The sequence below is a fragment of the Methylobacterium sp. GXF4 genome, from assembly GCF_000272495.1.
Taxonomy (GTDB): Bacteria; Pseudomonadota; Alphaproteobacteria; order Rhizobiales; family Beijerinckiaceae; genus Methylobacterium; species Methylobacterium brachiatum.
In genome coordinates this window covers 21,279-41,653 of the sequence record NZ_AKFK01000085.1, presented here as the reverse complement: position 1 = coordinate 41,653, position 20,375 = coordinate 21,279, and the positions used below count along the sequence as shown (strand labels likewise).

22 protein-coding genes are annotated in these 20,375 nt (G+C 70.7%); 10 read left to right on the top strand and 12 right to left on the bottom strand.

The genetic code is table 11. From position 1 onward, the window contains the following. Positions 1–92: 92 nt before the first annotated feature. From WYO_RS23820 to WYO_RS23810, 3 genes are read right to left on the bottom strand one after another with little or no spacing between them, the layout of a single operon-like run. The gene (locus WYO_RS23820) at positions 93–1,760 is read right to left on the bottom strand and encodes a glycosyltransferase (RefSeq protein ID WP_007567401.1); all 1,668 of its coding nucleotides are present in this window, start codon (positions 1,758–1,760) and stop codon (positions 93–95) included. A gap of 15 nt (positions 1,761–1,775) precedes the next feature. Next, positions 1,776–3,008, bottom strand: a complete 1,233-nt coding sequence (locus WYO_RS23815; RefSeq protein ID WP_007567399.1) for an ABC transporter ATP-binding protein — start codon at positions 3,006–3,008, stop codon at positions 1,776–1,778. Beyond that, entirely contained in the window at positions 3,008–3,904 is an 897-nt protein-coding gene (locus WYO_RS23810; protein ID WP_007567397.1) for an ABC transporter permease, read from the bottom strand. Before WYO_RS23810 ends, WYO_RS23815 begins: the two co-directional genes overlap by 1 nt. 354 nt (positions 3,905–4,258) lie before the next feature. On the opposite strand from WYO_RS23810, the gene WYO_RS23805 reads away from it, so the two are divergent. The 5 genes from WYO_RS23805 (at position 4,259) to WYO_RS23785 (ending at position 10,368) form a co-directional block, all read left to right on the top strand. After that, entirely contained in the window at positions 4,259–5,338 is a 1,080-nt protein-coding gene (locus tag WYO_RS23805; protein WP_007567396.1) for a glycosyltransferase family 2 protein, read from the top strand. Positions 5,339–5,555: 217 nt separating this feature from the next. Continuing rightward, positions 5,556–7,055: a 2,3-bisphosphoglycerate-independent phosphoglycerate mutase gene (gene gpmI / locus WYO_RS23800; RefSeq protein ID WP_039903951.1), complete on the top strand. Its 1,500-nt coding sequence runs from the start codon at positions 5,556–5,558 to the stop codon at positions 7,053–7,055. A 152-nt stretch (positions 7,056–7,207) separates the two neighbouring features. Further along, entirely contained in the window at positions 7,208–8,623 is a 1,416-nt protein-coding gene (locus WYO_RS23795; RefSeq protein ID WP_007567392.1) for a polysaccharide biosynthesis C-terminal domain-containing protein, read from the top strand. Positions 8,624–8,633: 10 nt separating this feature from the next. Next, a complete protein-coding gene (locus tag WYO_RS23790; RefSeq protein ID WP_007567390.1) occupies positions 8,634–9,788 on the top strand; it encodes a GNAT family N-acetyltransferase in 1,155 nt (384 codons plus the stop codon). Positions 9,789–9,942: 154 nt separating this feature from the next. Further along, complete coding sequence (locus WYO_RS23785) at positions 9,943–10,368, top strand: GNAT family N-acetyltransferase (protein ID WP_007567388.1); 426 nt, start codon at positions 9,943–9,945, stop codon at positions 10,366–10,368. A gap of 42 nt (positions 10,369–10,410) precedes the next feature. Here the strand turns inward: WYO_RS23785 and WYO_RS23780 are convergent, their stop codons facing one another. The 7 genes from WYO_RS23780 to WYO_RS23750 form a co-directional block, all read right to left on the bottom strand. Continuing rightward, positions 10,411–10,752 carry a helix-turn-helix domain-containing protein gene (locus WYO_RS23780; RefSeq protein ID WP_007567385.1) on the bottom strand — a complete coding sequence of 114 codons (342 nt, stop codon included), beginning with the start codon at positions 10,750–10,752 and terminating at the stop codon, positions 10,411–10,413. An 8-nt stretch (positions 10,753–10,760) separates the two neighbouring features. After that, positions 10,761–11,042, bottom strand: coding sequence for a BrnT family toxin (locus WYO_RS23775; protein ID WP_007567383.1), 282 nt, complete (start codon positions 11,040–11,042; stop codon positions 10,761–10,763). A 147-nt stretch (positions 11,043–11,189) separates the two neighbouring features. After that, on the bottom strand, positions 11,190–11,546 hold the full coding sequence (locus tag WYO_RS23770) for a hypothetical protein (RefSeq protein WP_007567381.1): 357 nt from the start codon (positions 11,544–11,546) through the stop codon (positions 11,190–11,192). An 8-nt stretch (positions 11,547–11,554) separates the two neighbouring features. Next, positions 11,555–11,782 (bottom strand): hypothetical protein, encoded by a 228-nt coding sequence (locus WYO_RS23765; protein ID WP_007567380.1) that lies wholly within the window; start codon positions 11,780–11,782, stop codon positions 11,555–11,557. A gap of 317 nt (positions 11,783–12,099) precedes the next feature. Next, positions 12,100–13,533, bottom strand: a complete 1,434-nt coding sequence (locus WYO_RS23760) for a protein adenylyltransferase SelO (protein ID WP_007567378.1) — start codon at positions 13,531–13,533, stop codon at positions 12,100–12,102. Between the two features lie 52 nt (positions 13,534–13,585). Further along, the gene (locus WYO_RS23755) at positions 13,586–14,065 is read right to left on the bottom strand and encodes a tRNA (cytidine(34)-2'-O)-methyltransferase (RefSeq protein WP_007567377.1); all 480 of its coding nucleotides are present in this window, start codon (positions 14,063–14,065) and stop codon (positions 13,586–13,588) included. A gap of 60 nt (positions 14,066–14,125) precedes the next feature. Continuing rightward, on the bottom strand, positions 14,126–14,752 hold the full coding sequence (locus WYO_RS23750; RefSeq protein WP_007567374.1) for a LysE family transporter: 627 nt from the start codon (positions 14,750–14,752) through the stop codon (positions 14,126–14,128). Positions 14,753–14,936: 184 nt separating this feature from the next. Between WYO_RS23750 and WYO_RS23745 the strand changes: the two genes are divergently transcribed. From WYO_RS23745 to WYO_RS23735, 3 genes are all read left to right on the top strand, one after another. Next, positions 14,937–15,914, top strand: a complete 978-nt coding sequence (locus WYO_RS23745) for a LysR family transcriptional regulator (protein ID WP_007567372.1) — start codon at positions 14,937–14,939, stop codon at positions 15,912–15,914. Positions 15,915–15,996: 82 nt separating this feature from the next. Beyond that, on the top strand, positions 15,997–16,500 hold the full coding sequence (locus tag WYO_RS23740) for a PRC-barrel domain-containing protein (RefSeq protein WP_007567370.1): 504 nt from the start codon (positions 15,997–15,999) through the stop codon (positions 16,498–16,500). 98 nt (positions 16,501–16,598) lie between these two features. Further along, a complete protein-coding gene (locus tag WYO_RS23735; protein WP_007567368.1) occupies positions 16,599–17,180 on the top strand; it encodes an SCO family protein in 582 nt (193 codons plus the stop codon). 17 nt (positions 17,181–17,197) lie between these two features. Here the strand turns inward: WYO_RS23735 and WYO_RS23730 are convergent, their stop codons facing one another. Both WYO_RS23730 and WYO_RS23725 read right to left on the bottom strand, forming a co-directional pair. Next, a complete protein-coding gene (locus WYO_RS23730) occupies positions 17,198–17,836 on the bottom strand; it encodes a PilZ domain-containing protein (protein WP_007567366.1) in 639 nt (212 codons plus the stop codon). Between the two features lie 230 nt (positions 17,837–18,066). Then, a complete protein-coding gene (locus WYO_RS23725; RefSeq protein WP_007567364.1) occupies positions 18,067–18,675 on the bottom strand; it encodes a PAS domain-containing protein in 609 nt (202 codons plus the stop codon). A 302-nt stretch (positions 18,676–18,977) separates the two neighbouring features. Here WYO_RS23725 and WYO_RS23720 point away from each other — a divergent pair, with 302 nt between their 5' ends. Together WYO_RS23720 and WYO_RS23715 are read left to right on the top strand one after the other, a co-directional pair. Continuing rightward, positions 18,978–19,799 (top strand): rhomboid family intramembrane serine protease, encoded by an 822-nt coding sequence (locus WYO_RS23720; RefSeq protein WP_007567363.1) that lies wholly within the window; start codon positions 18,978–18,980, stop codon positions 19,797–19,799. A gap of 129 nt (positions 19,800–19,928) precedes the next feature. Beyond that, positions 19,929–20,360: a CBS domain-containing protein gene (locus WYO_RS23715; RefSeq protein ID WP_007567361.1), complete on the top strand. Its 432-nt coding sequence runs from the start codon at positions 19,929–19,931 to the stop codon at positions 20,358–20,360. The last annotated feature ends 15 nt before the right edge of the window (positions 20,361–20,375 follow it).

Genomic DNA, 20,375 nt, shown 5'->3' with positions numbered 1-20,375 from the left:
TGCCGAAGCCTGAATACCAAACAGACGCAGAGACCCGAGAAACCGTAGGGCTTCTCGGGTCTCGGCTTGCGGGATGCGATGGTCCCGCCCGATCAACCGGCCCGCAGCAGCCCCGGCCGGTCCTTGACGTTGCGAACCAGCCATTCCGGCAGCAGCAGGCGCACCCGCTCCCAGGGCCCGGACAGATCGCCGGCCCGGCGCAGGGCCGCCCAGGAGGCGACGCGCTGCCGAAGGGGCAGCATGCCGATGTAGTTCTTGGTCATGCCCGAGACCGGGAAATCCGAGCCGAACATGTCCTGGTGGCGCAGGTCCGGCTCGCCGAGGTGAGGCATCTCGGCCGTTACCGGCCCGGACTCCGGCGCGAGCCGTGGCAGCGCCTGGGCCTCGGCATAGACCGCGTCGAGCCCGGCGAGCCAGCTCGCCGGCGCGTAGAGGCGCGCGATGGCGGCGCTGATCCCGGATCCCGCAGCCCGGCGGGCCTCCGCGTCGGTGATCAGCGCGGTCAGGTGGGCCTCGTACTCAGCTTGGTCGCGGGCGACCCGGGCCGTGGCGTCGAGCCCCGGATGGTTGATCGCCACGATCTCGGCCGCCTCGGGCGCCTCGAAGCGCGTCACCAGCGGCAGCCCGTAGGCTGCGGCCTCGAGCATCGAGGTCGAGGAGACGAACGGGTAGGAATCGACGTAGATGTCCGCCGCCTCGAAGAACACCCGCGGATCCGCCTGCTCCGCATAGGCGGTGATGCGCCCGCCCGTCGCCGCCTGCGCCGGAGCCCAGTCGGCCCGCGCGCCGGCGCCGACCACGATCAGGCGGGCATTCGGGTGCGCGGCCAGCAGGGCGACATGGCGATCCGCGTAGGTGACCGGCCCGACGTTGCGGTACTTCGCGCCGCGCGCCACCGAGACCAAGAGGATGTCCTCCTCCGGGATGCCGAGGGCACGCTTGGCGGCGGCGCGGCTGCGCTGACGTTCGGGCAGCGTGATCAGGGTCGGGAGCAGGAGGCTCCGGGCCGGGTCGACGCCGCGCCGCGTATGCGCCAGCCGGCGGGCGGCCTCGCGCAGGTTGATCACCGCGTGGCTGATCCGCGCCCCGATCCAGAACAGGTGATCGGCATGGTTGAGCAGCAGCACCGGCGGATGCTTCGCCGGATCCGCGAACGCGATCAGCGGGACCACATCCTCGCAATGGATGTGGAGGACGACGACGTCGTAGTCCCGCGCGACCCGGCGCAGCTCCCGCGCCCAGGCGAGCTTGCCGCCCTGGCGGTGGTTCAGGTGGTGGATCGTGCCGCCGCTCGCCTGCACGGCCTCGGTGATGCGGGCATCGACCGGCCCGCGGTGCTGGGTCAGGGCGAGCCCGTTGGTCCGGTTGGCATCGGCGCCGATCCAGAGGGCCAGCATCTTGGTCAGGCCGCCCACCGGGGCGAGCTGCGTGCAGACGTGGAGGACGCGGCGGAACGGCGCCGGCTCCGGGGCCGGCCCGCGGTCGGCCGGCGGCTCCAGCCGCCGGCCGATCTGCGCGGTCACGCGCTCCAGGCGCGGGCTCGCGAACACCCCGCAATGGCGATGGGCCGCCAGCGTCGCCGCGATGGCGGCCTCGACGGCGGCTCCTTCCAGGTCGCCGGACGCCGCGCGACGCTCCGCTTCCCGCACCCGCGCATCGAAGGCCGAGAAGTTCGACCGGATCCGCCCGGCCCGCCGGGCGGTCTCGTCGTCGGCGCCGCGTGCCCCGTCCTGGTGGTGCCCTGACGCAATCGTGGCCATCGTGCTCTCCGGGCTTCAGCGATGCGGGGCGGGATCCGCCGTCCAGGTGCCGGGCATGTGGAAGACGCCGAACACGTCGGGGGCGAAGACCGGGTGCTCGATGTGGAAGCGGGCCCCGATCCGCGCGGCGAGCAGGCGCTCGAAACCCCGCTGCCGGACCACCACCGAGACCGTATAGGTGTCGGCGTTCAAGGTCAGCGGCGGCGTCAGCAGCTCGATCGTGCCGTCCCCAGACAGGGTCGGCAGCTTGGCGCGGTCGGTCATCGTGCTGAAATTGCAGCAGAGCAACTCGTCCGACCGGGTGACCGAGAACAGGACATGCGGGTCGGCGATCGGCTCCGAGGCGGTGTAGCGCGCCGTGATCCGCATCCGCTCGCCGTGCCGGAACAGCGTCTTCGGCGCCCCGGATTCGTCGGCGACCGTTACCTCCCGGATCTCCACCGGATGGTGGCCCCCCTCCGGCTTGAACCACGGCGCGTCGGCCAGGTAGCTGTCCCGCTCGTAGTGGTGCAGGCCCTCGTCGGTGGGGCCGTCGAAGGCGACGCGGCCGTTCTTGATGTAGATGACCCGCTCGCACATGGTCTTCACGCTGAACATGTTGTGTGAGACGAGCAGGATCGTCGAGCCCTTGGTCTGCAGGCGCCGGGCGAAGTCGATGCACTTCTTCTGGAAGGTGTAGTCGCCGACCGCCAGGACCTCGTCGAGGAGCAGGATGTCGGGCTCGAGATGCGCGGCGACCGAGAAGGCCAGCCGGACATACATGCCGCTGGAATAGCGCTTCACCGGCATGTCGATGAAGTCGCCGATCTCCGAGAACTCAACGATCGCGTCGAACTTCTCGGCGATCTCCTGGCGGTGCATCCCCAGGATCGAGCCGTAGAGGAAGATGTTCTCGCGGCCGGTGAGCTCCCGGTGGAAGCCGGTGCCGACTTCGAGCAGGGCCCCGACCCGGCCGACCAGCTTGATGCTGCCGGTGGTCGGCGCGGCGATCCGCGAGATCAGCTTGAGCAGGGTGCTCTTGCCGGCCCCGTTCATCCCGATGATGCCGACATTCTCGCCGTGCTTGATGCCGAAGCTGACATCCTTGAGGGCCCAGAAGCCCTCCCTGGACGGGCGCGCCGCGGACCGGCGCGTCACCAAGCCCCGCGCGCCCGCGATGAGCGCCTCGCGCAGGGAGTTCTCGTGCGTGGCCCGCGGGGCGCGCCAGTATTGCTTGCCGATATCCTGTACGCTGATCGCCATCGACATCAGATTATATCCGCGAAGGAGCGCTCCATGCGCTGAAAGAAGATCAGTCCGGTGAAGAGCAGCACGGATGCGGCCGTGACCGAGACGGCGAGCGCGAACAGGTCTGGGGCGGTTCCGCCGAGGATCGCGAACCGGAACGCCTCGATCAGCCCGACCATGGGGTTCAGCGCGTAGACCCAGCGCACCGAGTCCGGGACGATGCTCGCCGCGTAGACGATGGGCGAGGCGTACATCCAGATCTGGATGAGGAACGGCAGCGTGTGCTTGACGTCCCGGAAGCGGACATTGACCGGCCCGAGCCAGAGGCTCACCCCGAGGGCCAGCATCGCCGTGACCGCGAGCGTCGGGATCGCGAAGACGATGTGCCAGCCCGGCACCACCCCGTACCAGAGCATCAGCGCCAGCAGCACCACCAGGGCGATGGCGAAATCGACCATCGGCGACACCACGGTGGCGAGCGGGATCACCAGGCGCGGGAAGTAGATCTTGCGGATGAGCTCGGCCTCGGTGACGAGGCCGGTGGCGCTCCGGCGCACCGACTCGGCGAAGTAGGTCCACAGGATGATGGCGCTTCCGGCAAACAGCGCGTAGGGCGCCCCGTCGGTGGGGATCTTGGCGAAGTGGCCGAAGATGACGGTGAAGATCGCCACCGTGAACAGCGGCTGGGCGATGGCCCAGCAGGCGCCCAGGGCGGTCTGGCGATAGAGCACCTTCAGGTCGCGCAGGATCAGGACCCAGAGCAACCCGCGATACTGCCAGACGCTCGCGGCATCGAAGGCGACGAGCTTATGATCCGGACGGATCTCGGTGACCGGCATCGCGGCCGGTTCCGATGTCGGCCCGGCAAGCCCGTGTTTCGGCGCATCGAGCGCGAGCGCGTCCAAAGAGTCCATCATTCCAGGCGATCCCGCACGACGATCGGTGCTTGCGGGATCCGCGCGGCGCTCGGCTGCCGGGGCGGCGATCCCACTGAGCCGAGCTATCATCGCGGTCGGCCGGGACGAATTACACCTTTCGTCGTATCGAGGCTGCCGACTGAAGAGGTGGTTGTGGTTAACCACCGTATTGGCTGCTTATGACGACAGAAAAGACCCCGGGCGTGGGACGTCGCCTCTGTCGAGACCGGCTCGGCCGGCCCGGGCCATCGCGTCGGGCGTGCGAGCCGTCTTGGCCGAGGTTGGGCGCTGCCTCCGGAACGGGGCCACCGCGGGTCCGGCGAAAGATCGGGCCCTGGTCTCAGGAGAACCGCCATGAACGATGCTTCGGACGATGGTTCGGACGGCGCCGGCATCCCGCTCGTGACGATCGCCATGCCGGCCTTGAACGAGGCCCGCCACATCGCCGAGGCGATCCGCTCGGTGATGCCGGAATCCGGCACGCTCCCCTGCGAGTTGCTGGTGATGGATGGCGGCAGCAGCGACGAGACCTGCGCGATCGTCCGGGCGCTGAGCGCCGCAGACCCGCGGATCCAGCTGATCCACAACGCCCGGCGCATCCAGGCCTCGGGCCTCAACCTGGCGGCGCGGCTCGCGGATTCCCGCTCCACCTACCTCGTGCGCGCCGATTGCCACGCCGCCTATCCCGAGCACTGGGTGCGGGACCTGGTGCGGACGATCCGCCTGCGCGAGGCGGTCTCGGTGGTCGTGCCGCTGCGGACGATCGGGGTGACGCCCCTGCAGCGGGCCATCGCGGCGGCGCAGAACAGCCGGCTCGGCAATGGCGGCTCGGCGCACCGCCTGGGCGGGATCTCGGGCTACGTCTCCCACGGCCACCACGCCATCTTCGACCGGCGCGAGTTCCTGCGGGTCGGCGGCTACGACGAGAGCTTCTCCCACAACGAGGATGCCGAGCTCGACCGCCGGTTATGCGCCGCCGGCGGCAGGATCTATCTCGCGGCCGATCTCGCCGTGACCTATTTCCCCCGCGCGACCCTGTTCAGCCTGACGCGGCAATACTTCCTGTACGGTCGCGGCTGCGCCCGGACCCTGGAGAAGCATGCCAGCCTGCCGCGGCTGCGCCAGATGCTGCCGCCACTGGTCCTGCTCTACGGCGTCGCCGCCCTGGCCCTCGTCACGGTCGCGCCGGCGCTGCTGATCCTGCTCGCGGTCTACGCGGGCGGCTGCGGGCTGAGCGGCCTCGCGCTGGCGCTCAAGGCGCGGGAGCCGATGCTGGTCATGAGTGGCCCGGCGGCGATCGCGATGCACCTGGCCTGGGCCGCCGGGTTCCTGTCGCATCGGGGCTATCGCCGGACGCTGCTGCGGACTGCGCTACGCCGGAAGCCGCCCCTGCTCGGCGTCCCGCCCGGATCGGACCCGGCGAGCGTCAATTGACGGGGTTTCCCGCGCGCAGACCCCGCGAATCCGGTGTCAGAAGCCGGACGCCGTTCCGCATCCGTCGCGGATTTCTATCCAGGGCTGTAGTCTCGCACGGTCAAGCCGATTATCGACACGCGCAACGTTTCCGGACCCCGTGAGTCCCGGACCCCGCATCGTGCCGTGACGGCTTTGGAGTGTTGTGACCGTGCCCGACAGGACCCCGCGCCCCGTGATGCTCGTGATCCTCGATGGCTGGGGACTCCGGGATACGGTCGCCGACAACGCCGTGCTCCAGGCGCGCACCCCCGTCTTCGACGCCCTGATGCGCGAGCGTCCCCGGGCGCGCCTGATGACCTACGGCGCCGATGTCGGCTTGCCCGAGGGGCAGATGGGCAATTCCGAGGTCGGGCACCTGAATATCGGCGCCGGCCGGGTGGTCATGCAGGACCTGCCGCGGATCGACGCCGCCGTCGCGGACGGCTCGCTCGCCACTAACCCGGCGCTGGTCCGGTTCATCGACCGGCTGCGGGCGAGCGGCGGCACCTGCCATCTCGTCGGCCTGCTCTCGCCCGGGGGCGTCCACGCCCACCAGGACCACGCGGTGGCGCTGGCCCGGGTTCTGGTCGAGGCCGGCGTGCCGGTCCGCCTCCACGCCTTCACGGACGGGCGCGACATGCCGCCCCGTTCCGCCGCCGCCTGCTTCGAGACCGTGGAGGCCGCGCTCCCCGAGGGCGCGCGCATCGCCACCCTGTGCGGCCGCTACTACGCGATGGACCGCGACCGGCGCTGGGAGCGGGTCTCGATCGCCTACGACGCGATGACCGCGGCGCGCGGCGCCCGGTTTGCGAGCGCCATGGAGGCGATCGCCGCTTCCTACGTTGTCGACCTGTCGGACGAGTTCCTGCGGCCCGCCATCATCGGCGATTATGCCGGCATGAACGACGGCGACGGTGTGCTGAGCTTCAACTTCCGCGCCGACCGGACCCGGCAGATCCTCGAAGCCCTGCTCGATCCGGCCTTCACGGGTTTCGCGCGCACGCGGACGGTCCGGTTCGCCGCCGCCCTCGGGATCGTCCAGTACAGCGTCGAGATCGACGCCTTCGCCGACACCCTGTTCGGCCCCCTCGACCTGCCGAACGGCCTCGGCGAGACCGTCTCCCGGGCCGGGCGCACCCAGCTGCGCATGGCCGAGACCGAGAAATACCCCCACGTCACCTACTTCATGAACGGCGGCCGCGAGGCGCCGTTCGAGGGCCAGGACGCGATCCTGATTCCGTCGCCGAAGGTCGCGACCTACGACCTGCAGCCGGAGATGTCGGCCGCGGAGCTGACCGACCGGGCCGTGGAGGCGATCGGCTCCGGCCGCTACGACATGATCCTCCTGAACTTCGCCAATCCCGACATGGTCGGCCATACCGGCAGCCTCGCCGCGGCCGTGAAGGCGGTGGAGACGGTCGATACCTGCCTCGGCCGCGTGGTCGACGCCATTACGGCGAGCGGTGGGGCCCTGCTCGTCACCGCCGACCACGGCAATTGCGAGATGATGCGCGATCCCGAGACCGGCGAGCCGCACACCGCCCACACGCTCAACCCGGTGCCGGTGACGCTCGTCGGCGTCGACGGCGTGGCGCTCTCCGACGGCCGCCTGGCCGATGTCGCGCCGACCCTCCTCGACCTGATGGGCCTCGACCAGCCCGCCGAGATGACCGGGCGGTCGCTGATCCGGCGCTGAGTAAGTCGTCGAGGCAGCGCTTGCCGGCGTGCGGGTTCGAAGCAACGTCGTCTTAAAGTATCGTTCAGGTATCCGGAACGATGCTCTAACGCTTGCGCGCCATAAGGGGTATCGCCGGACCGGCGACCCTTATGGCGCGTGATGCGTAGGACATGATTGCCCGGCACAGCCTGATCTATGTCGGCTCGCGCGGCTTCGCCGCCGCCCTGAACATGGCCTCCGTGGCGGTGTTCACCCGGCTCGCGCCGGTGGAGAATTACGGCACCTACCTGTACGTCCTGTCCTGGGCGCTGGTGCTCTACGGGGCGACCTGCCAGTGGCCGAAATTCGCGTTCTTCGCCCTCTACGACGAGGCCCGCGAGCCGGCGCAGGTCGGCACCGTGGTGCGGATCCTGGGCGGCACGCTGCTGCTCGCCGGCCTCGGCAGCGCGTTCGCGGCCGGGCTCGGGCTCGTCCCCGCCCCTATGGCGGCGGCGATCCTGGCGCTCGCCTTCGGCACGACCCTGTTCGAGGGCTCCACCGAGATCGCCCGCACGCGCCTCAAGGCTGGGGCGGTGGCGGCCTCGGTGATGAGCCGGGCCGTGCTGATCCTCGGCTTGGGCAGCCTGGCGCTTCACCTGTCCACCGATCCGCTGCACCTCGCTTTTGCCGTGGCCGCCGCCAACGCCCTGGCGGCGCTGCCGGCCGCGATCACCATCGCCCCGATGATGCCCGGCCGCGGCAGCCGGGCCGAGGCGCTGCGCCTGTTCGCCTATGGCTGGCCGCTGGTCCTCTCGTTCGGGACGGCGGCCCTCGCCCAGAGCCTCGACCGGCTGATCATCGCCAAGACGGTGGGGCCCGCGGGGCTCGGCGCCTACGGGGCGCTGGCCGACTTCCTGAAGCAGAGCTTCATCGTGTTCGGTGAGGCGATCGCCCTGTCGCTGATCTCCATCGCCAAGCGCGAGGCGCGGGTGGGCGGCATCGCGGCCGCCTCCGGGGTTCTGAGCGACGCCGCCCGGGCCATGACCCTGATCGCCGCCTTCGGGGCGGTGTTCTTCCTGTGCTTCGACGACCTCGTGGTCGCGGTGCTGCTCGGGCCGGATTACCGGGCGGAGGCGCGGGCGCTCGCCCCGGTCCTGATCCTGGCCAGCATCCTGATGATGTTCCGGGCCTATTATTTCGGGCAGGTGATCTACTTTACCCGCACCAGCCGGCTCGAGGCGGCGGCGGCCTTCGCCACCCTGGCGGTGGTGGCAATCCTGTCCCTGCTGCTGATCCCGAGATTCGGCGCTTCCGGGGCGGCGCTCGCCTTCGCGGGCGGGCAGGCGGCGGCCTGCCTGGTGCTGGTGCTCGGCGCCTACCGGGCCGGCACCCCGATGCCGCTGCCGCTCGCCGACATGGCGGGGATTGCGGGCGCCGCCCTGGTCTGCGGCGCGGTCATCGCCGGGATCGGCCTGGTCCCGGGGGGGCTGATGCCGCCGGGTCAGGCCCTGCGGCTGGTCCTGCTGGTCGTCGGGGCGGGGGCGACCGCCTGGCACTTCGACGTGCTCGGTTTTGCCGGTGCGATCCGCCACCGGCTCGCGGCCTGACGGGCGCGCCATGCCGGACACCGCGACGCTTCCCGGCGGCCTCGTCGCCGCGGTTCGGCCCCTCGATCCCGCCGCCGCCTGGATCCCGGCCTGGCGGGCGCTCGGCGCGGAGGCCCATATCCGCAACCCGTTCTACGAGGCCGGCTACGCGCTGGCGGCCCGAAAATCCTTCGGCGCCGGTATCCGTCTGCTGGTCGTCGCCGACCGTCCGCCCGAGGCGCCGGGCGTGCGGTTCCTGGCCGCCTGGCCGTTCCGGGTGTCGTGGCGCCGCTGGGGCGTACCGCTTCCGGTGCTGATGGGCTGGACCCACGGCTACGGCCCCTTCGGCGCCCCGCTCCTCGACGGCGCCGACCCGGAGGCCGCGCTCGCGGGATTGCTCGCCGCGCCGCGGACGCTCGGCCTGCCGCCGCGGTTGTTCCTGCCGAACGCGCCCGCGGATGGTCCGCTCGTCGACCTGCTGGCTGCGCGCGGGACGCGGCAGGCGGCCTACTGGCCGCATGAACGCGGTCTGCTCGACGTGACCGGCCGGTCGATGCCGGCGCGGGCGACGTATCTCGACCACCTCTCCGGCAAGCGCCGGCGCAAGCTGCGCCTCGCCCGGCAGCGCCTGGAGGCCGCGGGTCCCGTCGCGCTCGAGATCCTGGATGCCCCCGCGGCGCTCGACCGCGCCCTGGACGACCACGTCGCCCTGGAGGCGGCGGGCTGGAAGGGCCGGGCCGGCACTGGCCTGGGGCAGCGGCCCGACGAGGTCGCGTTCCTGCGCGCCGCCCTGGCCGATCTCGGGGCCGAGGGGCGCGTGCGCGTCGCCCGGCTGCGCCGGGACGACCGGATCCTCGCTTCCGCGATCCTGCCGCTCACCGGCGCCGAGGCCTGGGTGCTTAAGATCGCCCACGATGAGGCCGACCCGGAGGCCGCCCCCGGGGTGCAGCTCGTCCACCGCCTGACCGAGGCGGTCCTGGCCGGGGAGGACATCGAACGGATCGACTCCTGCGCCCCGCCGGACTTCGCCCTCGGCTCGACCTTCTGGACGGAGCGGCGCCCGATCGCCCACCTCCTGGTCGAGGCCGGGCGCGACCCGCTGTTCCCCCTGGCCCGAACCCTGGAGCGCGCCCGCGAGCGCGTCGCCCGGGCCCGCCTCACCAGCCGAAGCGCGCGATCTGCGTGAGTCGTTTCGCAGCCCCGGGTCATCGTGTGAGGAATAAGGGCTGTCTTCTCGCTCGCCTGAAGCGGCAAATCTCGGCCCGAAACCCTTCCGATCCTATCGGTGAGAGCAACGCTCCGCGCGTCGGTGTTCGAATTTTTCACCTCGGACGCTTACAATGACTGCAAGCACCATCACGATCAGCACAGAAGCCGACGCGGCGGCCAAGATCGTCGAAGATGGGCTGAATGCGTTCAATGCGTTGCACAACGGTCCCGATCCGACGAAACCGTTGTGGTTCATCTGTCGCGACGATCAAGGAACTGTGCTGGGCGGGCTCCAAGGCTTTATCCAGTGGGATTGGTTCGCGATCGCGATGCTGTGGGTGAGGGAAGAACATCGCGGCCGAGGCATTGGAACCCGGCTATTGACCGAGGCCGAACAGGAAGCCCGCAAACGCGGATGTATCAAGTTCCGACTCGGCACGATGACGTTTCAGGCGCCGGAATTTTATAAGAGATTTGGGTATGTCGAGATTGGTCGGATGGACGATTTGCCGCCGGGCCATTCCTATATCTGGATGACGAAAATCTTGCCCGCGTAGACGCGCGATCCCGGCGGCCTGCTTCGCCTCGCTGCCGCAATGCTATCGGGACAGCCTCTTCGCCGGTGCCGCGACCGGCGAGCCGAGAGCGCGCAAAACAGCTTCCGGTTCCCGGGCTACTGCGTTCAGCAACGAGCGGGCCGCGGGGTCGGGTAGCTTCCTGTTCTGCTCCCAGTTCCGCAGGGTCGCTACCGGGATCTGCAGGGCGCGGGCGAATGCCTCCTGCGTCAGGCCCAGCCGCGTGCGCACCTCGGCCGGCGCGAGGACGGGACGCGCCGGCCCGGACGGCATATCGGCGAATCCGTCCTGGGCCTTGTAGCCGCGAATATCTTCGTCGGTGGTGGCCGCGAGCTTCTCGACATCGAGATCCGCCTCGCCGGCCATGAGGTCCTCTAGGCTCCTGCGTGCCATCGTTGCTGTTCCCATTTCTCGGACGGCCAAGCGGTGATGATCCAGCGGTAGGGTCCCGTTGCGTCCTCCCGGTCCGTGTAGACGACCGTCCAGTATCGGCGTTCAACCCGGCCGACTGCGACCATGCGGATCTCACCGTAATCGTCGCGGTCATCCTCCCACTCGACGGTTCGGCCTGCGAAGATCCGGCTCGGAACGCGGAAGCCGTGGCCGCGCTCGGCGCGGACCTCCGCTTCCTTCGCATCCGACCAGTCGAAATCCATGCGCCAATGTACGCCTTGGGCGTAGCTGCTGCAATGCGATCACGCACCCGTCTCTCGGGGCGAGCCCCGCGCCCGCCGTTGAACGCGGCGCGTCCGGACTGTGGTCGGGGCGGATGCGTCGCCTGCTTCTGACAGCCCGGGCCCGCCTCACCAGCCGAAGCGCGCGATCTGCGTGAGTCGGGCCTGCACTGCCGCCTCGTCGCGACCGAGGCGGGCGATCCGCTCGGACAGGGCGTAGCAGGTCGCGCAGAACGGCAGCTGGATCAGCCCTATGCCCTCGCCCCGAGCCCGATTGACCGAGGCGATCAGGCAGGGGACGACCGGCTCGTCCGCGGGCGTTCCGAGGCAATCGGCCCGCGGGCTGCCGAAGACCGGGCGGTTCGGCCAGGTCAGCTGCAGCGTCGTGCCGCCGCGCCGGTCGGGGGCCGGCGCCAGGGTGTAGCTGCGCAGGAACAGCACGCCGGTGAGCAGGACGAGCCCGGGCAGGATCAGGGCGGCGCGCATCGGCCGGTTCAATCGGCCGAGTCGAAGCGGCTGCGAAAGAACACCTCGCGGCCGGCGCCGTCGATCACCCGCACGGCCTGGGCCGGCTCGCCGGAGCGCTGGGGGACCCGGGCCCGGGCGAACAGGCGCAGGGCCCGCTCCTGGGCGGTCTCCAGGCTGCCGACGCGCACGGAGATCCGCGTCTGGACCTCGTCCGCCTCGGGACCGAGGACTTCGATGTGGAAGGTCTCGCGCAACGGCACCTGCCTGAATTCGAGAACGCCCGCCGCCGGACCGGCCCCGGTTCGGCGTTGGCGCGGGGCTGGGGCCCCTGTCGGAGACGACCTTGGAGCCAAGTCCAATTGCAACGCGGTCCAGGGCGGCTCTAAGAGGGGCGCCCCCGACATAGGGGAGATTGTTCGAGGAGTCCCGTGGACCCGCTCAAGGCTGCCGCCGCGACTGCCGTCTGCCTCGTCCTGTTCTGGCTGGCCTTCCGGCTGACCCGCCGCCTCGTCGATATGGCCATCGCGGGGGGCTACGCCGAGGAGCGCCGACGGCTGGCGGACGAGGAGGCTCAGGCCGCTGCCGCGGGCGACGTGCCGCAGGCCTCGGCCATCTGCGCCACCGCGGCGAGCTTGGCGGCGAACAGCGACCAATCGTCGGCCTCCACGATCGGCGCCCAGAGCGCCTCGACCTCCTCGATCAGCATCGTGCAGGGCGCGCCCGCGAAATAGGGATGGTCGAGCCGCGCGCCCGGGGCCGGGGCCAGCGCGTCGAGCGCCGCCCGCACCGGCGCGAAGGCCTCCGACCGGTAATGGCCGGCGCTCGGGCCGGCCTCCGCACGCCCGGCGCTCGCCGGGCCGCCGTACCAGTCGAAGAAGAACCGCTCGAACGGCGCGCGGGTCTCGGCCAGGAACCGCCAGACCGCCGAGACCAACCGGTCGGTCTCGGGCCGCGACGCCTCCGCCAAGCCCAGCCGGCCGAACAGGGCCTTCGCGAAGGCCTCCTGCAGGGCGGGACCGAAACCTGAGAGGGCGCCCTCGAGCCGCGCCTGCGGGGCCAGCGTCAGGAGGCAGTCGGCCAGCCGGGCGAGGTTCCAGAACAGCGCCTCCGGCTGGCGGCCGAAGCTGTAGAGGCCGGTCTCGTCGAAATAGGCGGCGGTGAAGTCCGGGTCATAATGCGGCAGGAACCGCCAGGGGCCGTAATCGAAGCTCTCGCCGGTGACGTTGATGTTGTCGGTGTTGAGCACCCCGTGGACGAAGCCCGCCGCCGCCCATTGCGCGCCGAGCCGGGCGACCCGGGCGACCACGTCCTCCAGGAAGGCGACACCCCGATCCTCCAGGCTGTCGCGCCAGAGCTCGGGCCGGTGGGTCGCGATCGTGTGGTCGAGCAGCCGGGCGATGTTGTCGGGCTCGCCGAGCGCCCGGAAGCGCTGGAAGGTGCCGATCCGGATATGCCCGTGGGAGAGCCGCACCAGCACGCTGGAGCGGGCCGGCGAAGGCTCGTCGCCGCGCACGAGATCCTCGCCGGTCTCGATCAGGCTGAAGCTCTTGGACGTGTCGACGCCCTGCGCTTCCAGCAGAGCCGAGGCCAGAACCTCGCGCACGCCGCCCTTGAGGGTGAGCCGTCCGTCGGCGCCGCGCGACCACGGCGTCGTGCCGCTGCCCTTGGTGCCGAGATCGAGCAGCCGCCCGTCCTTGAGGTCGTGCACCTGCGCGAACAGGAAGCCGCGACCGTCGCCGAGTTCGGGATTGTACGAGCGGAACTGGTGGCCGTGGTAGCGCAGCGCCAGCGGCGTCTCCAAGCTGCCGGACAGCGGCTCGAACCGGCCGAAATGGCCGATCCAGTCCGCCTCCGAGAGGCCGGCGAGGCCGACGCGCGCGGCCCAGGCCTGGTTGCGGTAGCGCAGGATCGTCGCGGGGAAGCGCGCGGCCGTCACGGGATCGTAGAAGGCCGGGCCCAGATCGGCGTGGCGCCGGGAGGGCCTGTAGGGGGCGGGTTCGGTCATGCGGCGCGTCTCCCGGGCTGGCGGCGCGGGTGCTTCCGGCGGCCCGCCCCTATCAAGCCGACGGGGCGCGATCCGGTTCGAACCCGCCGGTCTGCCGCAGGGCTTCGCCGGCGATCATCGCGGCCGCGACCGCGACGTTGAGCGAGCGCAGGCCCGTCCGGATCGGCACCACCACCCGCGCATCGGCGGCCGCGTGGACGGCGTCGGGCACGCCGGCCGATTCACGCCCGACCATGACGCAATCGTCCGGGCGGAACGTGAAATCCGTGTGGGGCCGGGCGCCCGCCGTGGTGGCGAGCACCAGCCGCAGGCGGGCCTCGGCCCGCCAGGCCTCGAAGGCCGAGAACGAGCGGTGCCGGGTGATCGCCACGTGGTCGAGGTAATCGAGGCCCGCGCGGCGCAGGTGCCGGTCCGAGACGTCGAAGCCCGCGGGCTCGACGATCTCGACCGCCAGCCCGAGGCAGGCGGCCATCCGCAGCATGGTGCCGGTGTTCTGGGGGATGTCGGGTTGGTAGAGGACGAGGCGCAGCATGGGGCCAGGCTTGTGATCGGCCGGCGCCCCGCCGTCAAAGCGGCGCGCTCCCGGCCCGGGCTACAGCATGCCGCCCGGCTGGTTGACGTACAGAAGCATCGTCCCGAACAGCGTGAGGACGACGCCGATCGCCCGGTTGAACAGGATCTGGCGGCGCAGGACGAAGGCGCGGACGCCCGGCTTCGAGAGGTACGACGAGACCAGGGCGAACCACGCCAGGTGGGACAGCGAGATGAACAGGCCCCAGGCGATCTGCTGCCGCAACGGCGCGTCCGGGCCCAGCGCCTGGCTGTAGATGCTGATCACGAAGACGGAGGTCTTCGGATTGAGCCCGTTGGTCAGCAGGCCGGTGACGACGCCGCGCGCGCTGAAGGTGGCGGGAGGCCCGGCGGCATCCGGCTCGGCCGCCCGGCGGCGCAGGACCATCGAGACGCCCATGTAGATCAGATAGGCGGCGCCCAGGATCCTGACGATGCCGAAGGCGTTGGGGAGCGTGCGCTCGATCAACGCGATCCCGAGGATCGCGTAGGCGACGTGAAACCAGCACGCGATCGCGATCCCGGTGCTGACCGCGAGGCCCGCCTGGCGGCCGTAGAGGCAGCTGTTGCGCGACACCATGGCGAAATCGGCGCCGGGGCTCAGCACGGCCAGCCAGACGACGGGGACGATCAGAGCGGCCTGCTCCATCGCGAACTCCTCAAGGATCGCGGGCCCGGCCGCGCATCGTCGCCGACGCGGATGGCTGGGGTCTCGCTGTTGCCGGACCGGGATCGCATGTCTTGCGGTCGCTGCGGTCGGCTCATGGAAGCACGGGCGCCGGAGTGAAAAAATCGAGTTGCTCTCACCGGGAAGCGTGAGGAAAACTCACCGCATGGATGCCCCGGACCCCATGCGCTCGCGCCTGCCGCAACTCGGCGCATTGCGGGTGTTCGAATCGGCCGCCCGCCACGGGAGCCTGACCCGGGCCGCGGAGGAGCTTCACGTCACCCACGGCGCCGTCAGCAAGCAGATCAAGAACCTCGAGGCGGATCTCGGCGCGGCGCTGTTCGTCCGCAGAAACCGGGGCGTGTTCCTGACGGAGCGGGGACGCGCGCTGGCCGCCCGGCTGCGGGGCATCTTCGGCGACCTGGAGGATGCGCTCGCCGACTTCCGCGCCGGGGAGCCCCGGCAACCGCTGATCGTGTCCTGCGAGCCGACCCTGTGCCTGAAATTCCTGATCCCGAGCCTCGGCGCGTTTCTGCAGGATACCGGGATCGAGGTGCGGGTGCTGGCGGCCGGGGGACGCATCGATTTCCGGCGGGACCATGTCGATCTCGCCATCCGCCGGAACGACTTCGCGATCGACGGCACGCTGCATGCCCGGGTGATCTGCGACGAGGCGATGGGACCGGTCTGCAGCCCGGAGGCCCTGTCGAGATTCGAGGCGGATCCGGGCCGGTTCCACCTGCCGGCCCTCCATACCCGCAGCCGGCCCGATGCCTGGGCGGCCTGGACGCGCCTGAACCGTCCGGCGATCGCCTGCACCGCGGATATGACCTACGAGCATTTCTACCTGGCGATCGAGGCGGCTCTGGCCGGGCAGGGCGTCGCCCTGGCCTCGATCCACATGGTCGGGCGCGATCTGGCGGCCGGGCGCCTGTGCGGCCCCTGCGGGTTCCGGCCGGACGGCACGCAATACGTCGCCCTCTCGGCCCATCCGATCGACCGGGACGAGCGGGCGAGCCGCTTCGTGGCGTGGCTCTCGGCACGCATGAACGCGACGCTCGCGACGGTGATGCCGCCGAACGCCGAGTCCCAGGTCGCGGACGCGCAGCCGGCAAAGGGGCACGCAATCGGCGCGACGGGATGAAAATCGGCGGAACTTACGCTGCGCCAAAGGCTTAAGGCGGCGCCACCTTCGTTTGCGATCCCTGTCCGAAAGTCCTGACCCGATGCGCACTCCGTTCCTCGCCTCGGCCCTTCTGCTGGCCGGCCTCGCAACCGCCGCGGCGCAGAATGCCAACCCGACCCCGAATGCCGGCGCGCCGGCGACGCCGGTCCCCGGTCAGCCGGCCACCATGGCCGACAACCTGCGCCCGACCTTCGTGGCCCAGACCCCCGACGACATGGTCGCCAGCAAGCTGATCGGGGCCAACGTCACCAACGCGGCCAACGACACGATCGGGCAGATCGCCGACTTCGTCCTGGACCAGAAGGGCAGCGTGAAGGCCTGGATCATCGGCGTCGGCGGCTTCCTGGGGATCGGCTCGAAGTACGTGGCCGTCGACCCGTCGGTGATGAAGCTCGACCGGACCGACGACAAGACGCTCCAGGCCCGCATCGACACGACCAAGGATCAGCTGAAGGCCGCGCCGGAATACATCTATCTCGGCAAGGAGCCGCCGAAGGGCGCCGCGGCCGCCCCGCCCGCCGGAGAGCCCGCCGCCAAGCCCTGACGTTCAAGCCCTGACATCAGGTCCCAGGCGAGCCGGCTTGCCTTCGCGCGCCGTTCCGTGCTGTGCCAGCCGCAGCACGGAGGTCGGAGTCCGAAGAGATGCGCCGCGCCCTGATCCCGCTCCTCGCCTTCTGCCTCGGCCTCGTCGGCCTGACCGGGGCGGCGGTGTTCGCCTTCATGCCGGACCGGGCGCCGGTGGGCGTTCCCGGTGTCGGCGGCCCGTTCACGCTGGTCGATCAGAACGGCCGCACCGTCACCGAGCGGGATTTCACCGGCGCGCCGCACCTCGTGTTCTTCGGCTTCACCCATTGCCCGGACGTGTGCCCGACGACGCTGCAGCAGGTCTCGGACGTGCTCGCCGCCCTCGGGCCGAAGGCCGAGCGCATGCGCGTCGCCTTCGTCACCGTCGACCCGGAGCGCGACGACCCGGCGAGCCTGAAGACCTACCTGTCGAGCTTCGATCCGCGCATCACCGGGCTCACCGGCAGCCCCGAGCAGGTGGTCGCCACCGAGAAGGCGTATCGCGCCTATGCCCGCAAGGTGCCCGGCAAGGACGGCGATTACACGATGGAGCACACCGCGATCGTCTACGTGATGGACGCGCAGAACCGCTTCCTCGGCGCGCTCGACCTCTCGCGCCCGGCCGAGGAGACCGCGGCTCAGCTCGCGAAGAAGATCTGAGACGCCCGGGGGAGACCCTACAGCGTCATCCCGGCATGGAAGCGGTCGGGGGAGAGCGGCAGCAGGAACTGCACGCCGAAGCCGCCCTCGAAGTAGCGGACCAGCCGCCCGGGGGTGCTGCCCACCGTCACGGCCGCCCCGAGGGGCAGCGTCGCCGAGCTGGCGATGGCCACGCCCGACATCGAGATGTCGATCAGCCGGGCCTGGATCTCCCGCCCACTCTCGACCCGCAGGGTCACCGCCGTATGGGTCGGCACGAGACGCTCGTGGGAGCGGCCCTCGGGCAGGCCCAGGATCTCCCGGTTGGCGAGCCAGGTCAGCTGCGAGGCGATCTTGTCCCGCTTGCGCGGCGTCGCGTTGAGCTGGACGGCGAAGCCGCCCGCGCTGTGACGCGCGATGACGCCCTCGATCCGGCCGATATGCTCCAGGTAGAGCACCACGCGCTCGCCGATCTCGCCCACCACCGCGCAGGTCAGCCGGACGCCGCCCGGCGACATGTCCTCGGTCTGGCACGGATATTCCCGGCGGTCGGCCAGCATGTAGCGGCCGAGCACGGCGACCCGCACGCGCTGGTGGCGGCGTTGGTCGGCGGCGTCGCGCCCACGGCTGACCCCGCGGCCCGCTTCCGTTCCAGCGGTGGCCTCGACCGCGATCATACCGGGATGGGCTCCTCGCCGCGATAATCGTCATCGCAGGCTAGACCCGGACTGTTACGAAAGCCTTTTTCCTGCTTCGGCAATATCCGCCGCGGGACGGATTTTTCTGTCGTGCGCGACCATTGGATCAGGGCTGACCTGTTAACGTCGATTTTTATGCCGATCGCCTGCGATATCCGTTCGTAAAAACCCGTGCCGGATGTCCTGAATTCAGGTTTCGGCTCGCGGTGTCAGGCCCGCCCGCCGGCATGCACGAGAAGATGGCCCCGGCGCACCGGACCGGGAAAGCCGGCCGGCCCCCGAAGGGCCGATCGCGCCGGCGGAGCGGCCTCCATCCTGCGGCCGGGCAGGATGCGCAGGGAGGTGGTCTCCGCCTCCACCAGGGGGCGCAGGCCGATCCAATGGGGCGTGCTGTCGAGGCTCAGGGTCCCGAGCGCCCGGACCTGCATGCGCCCGCGATGGCGCAGCGGCAGCAGCAGCAGCTCGAGATCCACCGCCTCGCCGGCCGTGTTCAGGCCGCGCAGGCCCGCCACCACGCCCAGTGTGTCGCTGGCGACGATGTCGACGATGTCGACGATGCGCCAGGGATCGGGCGCCTCCGACCCCCACAGGCTGGCGAAGGTCTCGCCCTTCAGCTCGCGGCCGTAGAGGGCGCAGACCCGCGTGCCGGCGAGCCGGACCGTGGCCGAGCGCGTGGCCATGTCGAGTTCCAGGATCAGGCTGTCGGCCAAGAGATGCCGGATCTCGCCCGGCTCGATCTCGGAGCGCTCGGGCGCGGCGCGCTCGCCGCGCAGGCGCTCCCAATAGGCATGGAGCATGCGGCTCGTGGGATGTTTCATCGGAGTCCCGAATCGATACGCCTGGTGTCCGTCCCCGGATCAACCTGGCACATCCGCGTGGGACGGGCCGGCGATCCGGGGCGATCTGAGGCTCCCGGCGCATACGCCGTGCCGGCCGACGCGGGATTTTTTTGGGATCTCGCTCGGTGTGGGACCCGGTGCCCGGGATGGCTCAGCCGGTGCCGTGGCCCGGCGATGCCCGGTCACTTCGACAGCGCCATGGCCGCTAAACGTCACCTGAAAAGGCTTCAATACGTCGCCGGGACTTGCCCGACCCCCTAGAGCCCCGACATGGTGCCGGGATGGATGCCTCCCCCGAATTCCCGCGCCAGAGCCGCGTGCCCGTGTTCAACATGCCGGGGGTGGTGACGCTCTCGATCGGATTGCTGATGGCGATCCAGGCCTTGCGCGAGTTCGTGCTGCCGGACACCCTCGACATCCGGGTCGTCCTCGACCTCGCCCTGGTGCCCGCCCGCTGGACGGTATGGTTCGATCCCGGGAAGGCCGCCGACGTGATCCAGGCGGCGGCCGGCGCCGGCGACCCCGACATGGAGGCCGCCCGCGAGGCGTTCGCCCGCTACATCACCTCCGAGCACGCGCTGCAGCCCTGGACCCTGGGCACCTACGCCCTGCTGCACGGCTCCTGGATGCATGTGATCTTCAACAGCGTGTGGCTCGCCGCCTTCGGGTCGCCCGTGGCCCGGCGCTGCGGCGCCTGGCGCTATGGCCTGATCGCGCTGGCCGGCACGGTGGCCGGCGGCCTGCTGCACGTGATGGTCGATCCCTTGAGCGCGGGACCGCTGGTGGGCGCCTCGGCGGGGATCTCGGCCCTGATGGCGGCAGCCGCCCGTTTCGTGTTCCAGCCCCCCGCGTCGGGCTATACCGGGCAGCCCTGGCAATTGCCGCCGCACCGGCCGGCCGAGACGATCCCCGAACTCCTGCGCAACCGGACCGCGGTGGCCTTCCTGGCGATCTGGCTCGTGACCAACCTGCTGTTCGGGCTCGTGAGCGTGCCGCTGGTGGGCGAGAACGCCGCCATCGCGTGGGACGCGCATCTCGGCGGCTTCATCGCGGGCTTTCTGCTGTTCCCGTTTCTGGACCGGCGCGAAACCGCCCGGATCTGAGCACCTTGCCAACGCGGCGGTTCGGTCACACACTCGCCATAATGTGAACGAGCCGGGGCCAACCCGGACGACAGCGTAACGAAGGCGCCGCGGCTGACGGCGCACGCACCGCGTCACAGGGAGAGAGCCATGACCGTCGCACGCATCCTCGCCGAGAAGGGCAGCTCCGTCGTCACCGTGAGCCCCGACAAGACCCTCGAGGAGGTGATCCAGATCCTGGCCGAGAAGCGGATCGGTGCCCTCGTGGTCGCGCATGCCGATGGGTCGGTGGCCGGCATCATCTCCGAGCGCGACATCATGCGGGCGCTCGCGCGCCACGGGGGCGCGACCTTCGACGCGCCGGTCTCGGACCACATGACCGCCGACGTCACCACCTGCGGCAAGAGCACCACGATCGAGGAGGTGATGGGCCTCATGACCGAGGGGCGCTTCCGCCACGTCCCGGTCTGCGAGAACGGCCGTCTCGCCGGCCTGATCTCGATCGGCGACGTGGTCGCGCGCCGCATCGCCACCGTCGAGGCGGAGCACCAGGCCCTGCGCGACTACATCACCACGGCCTAGGGGGATTCGCCGGCT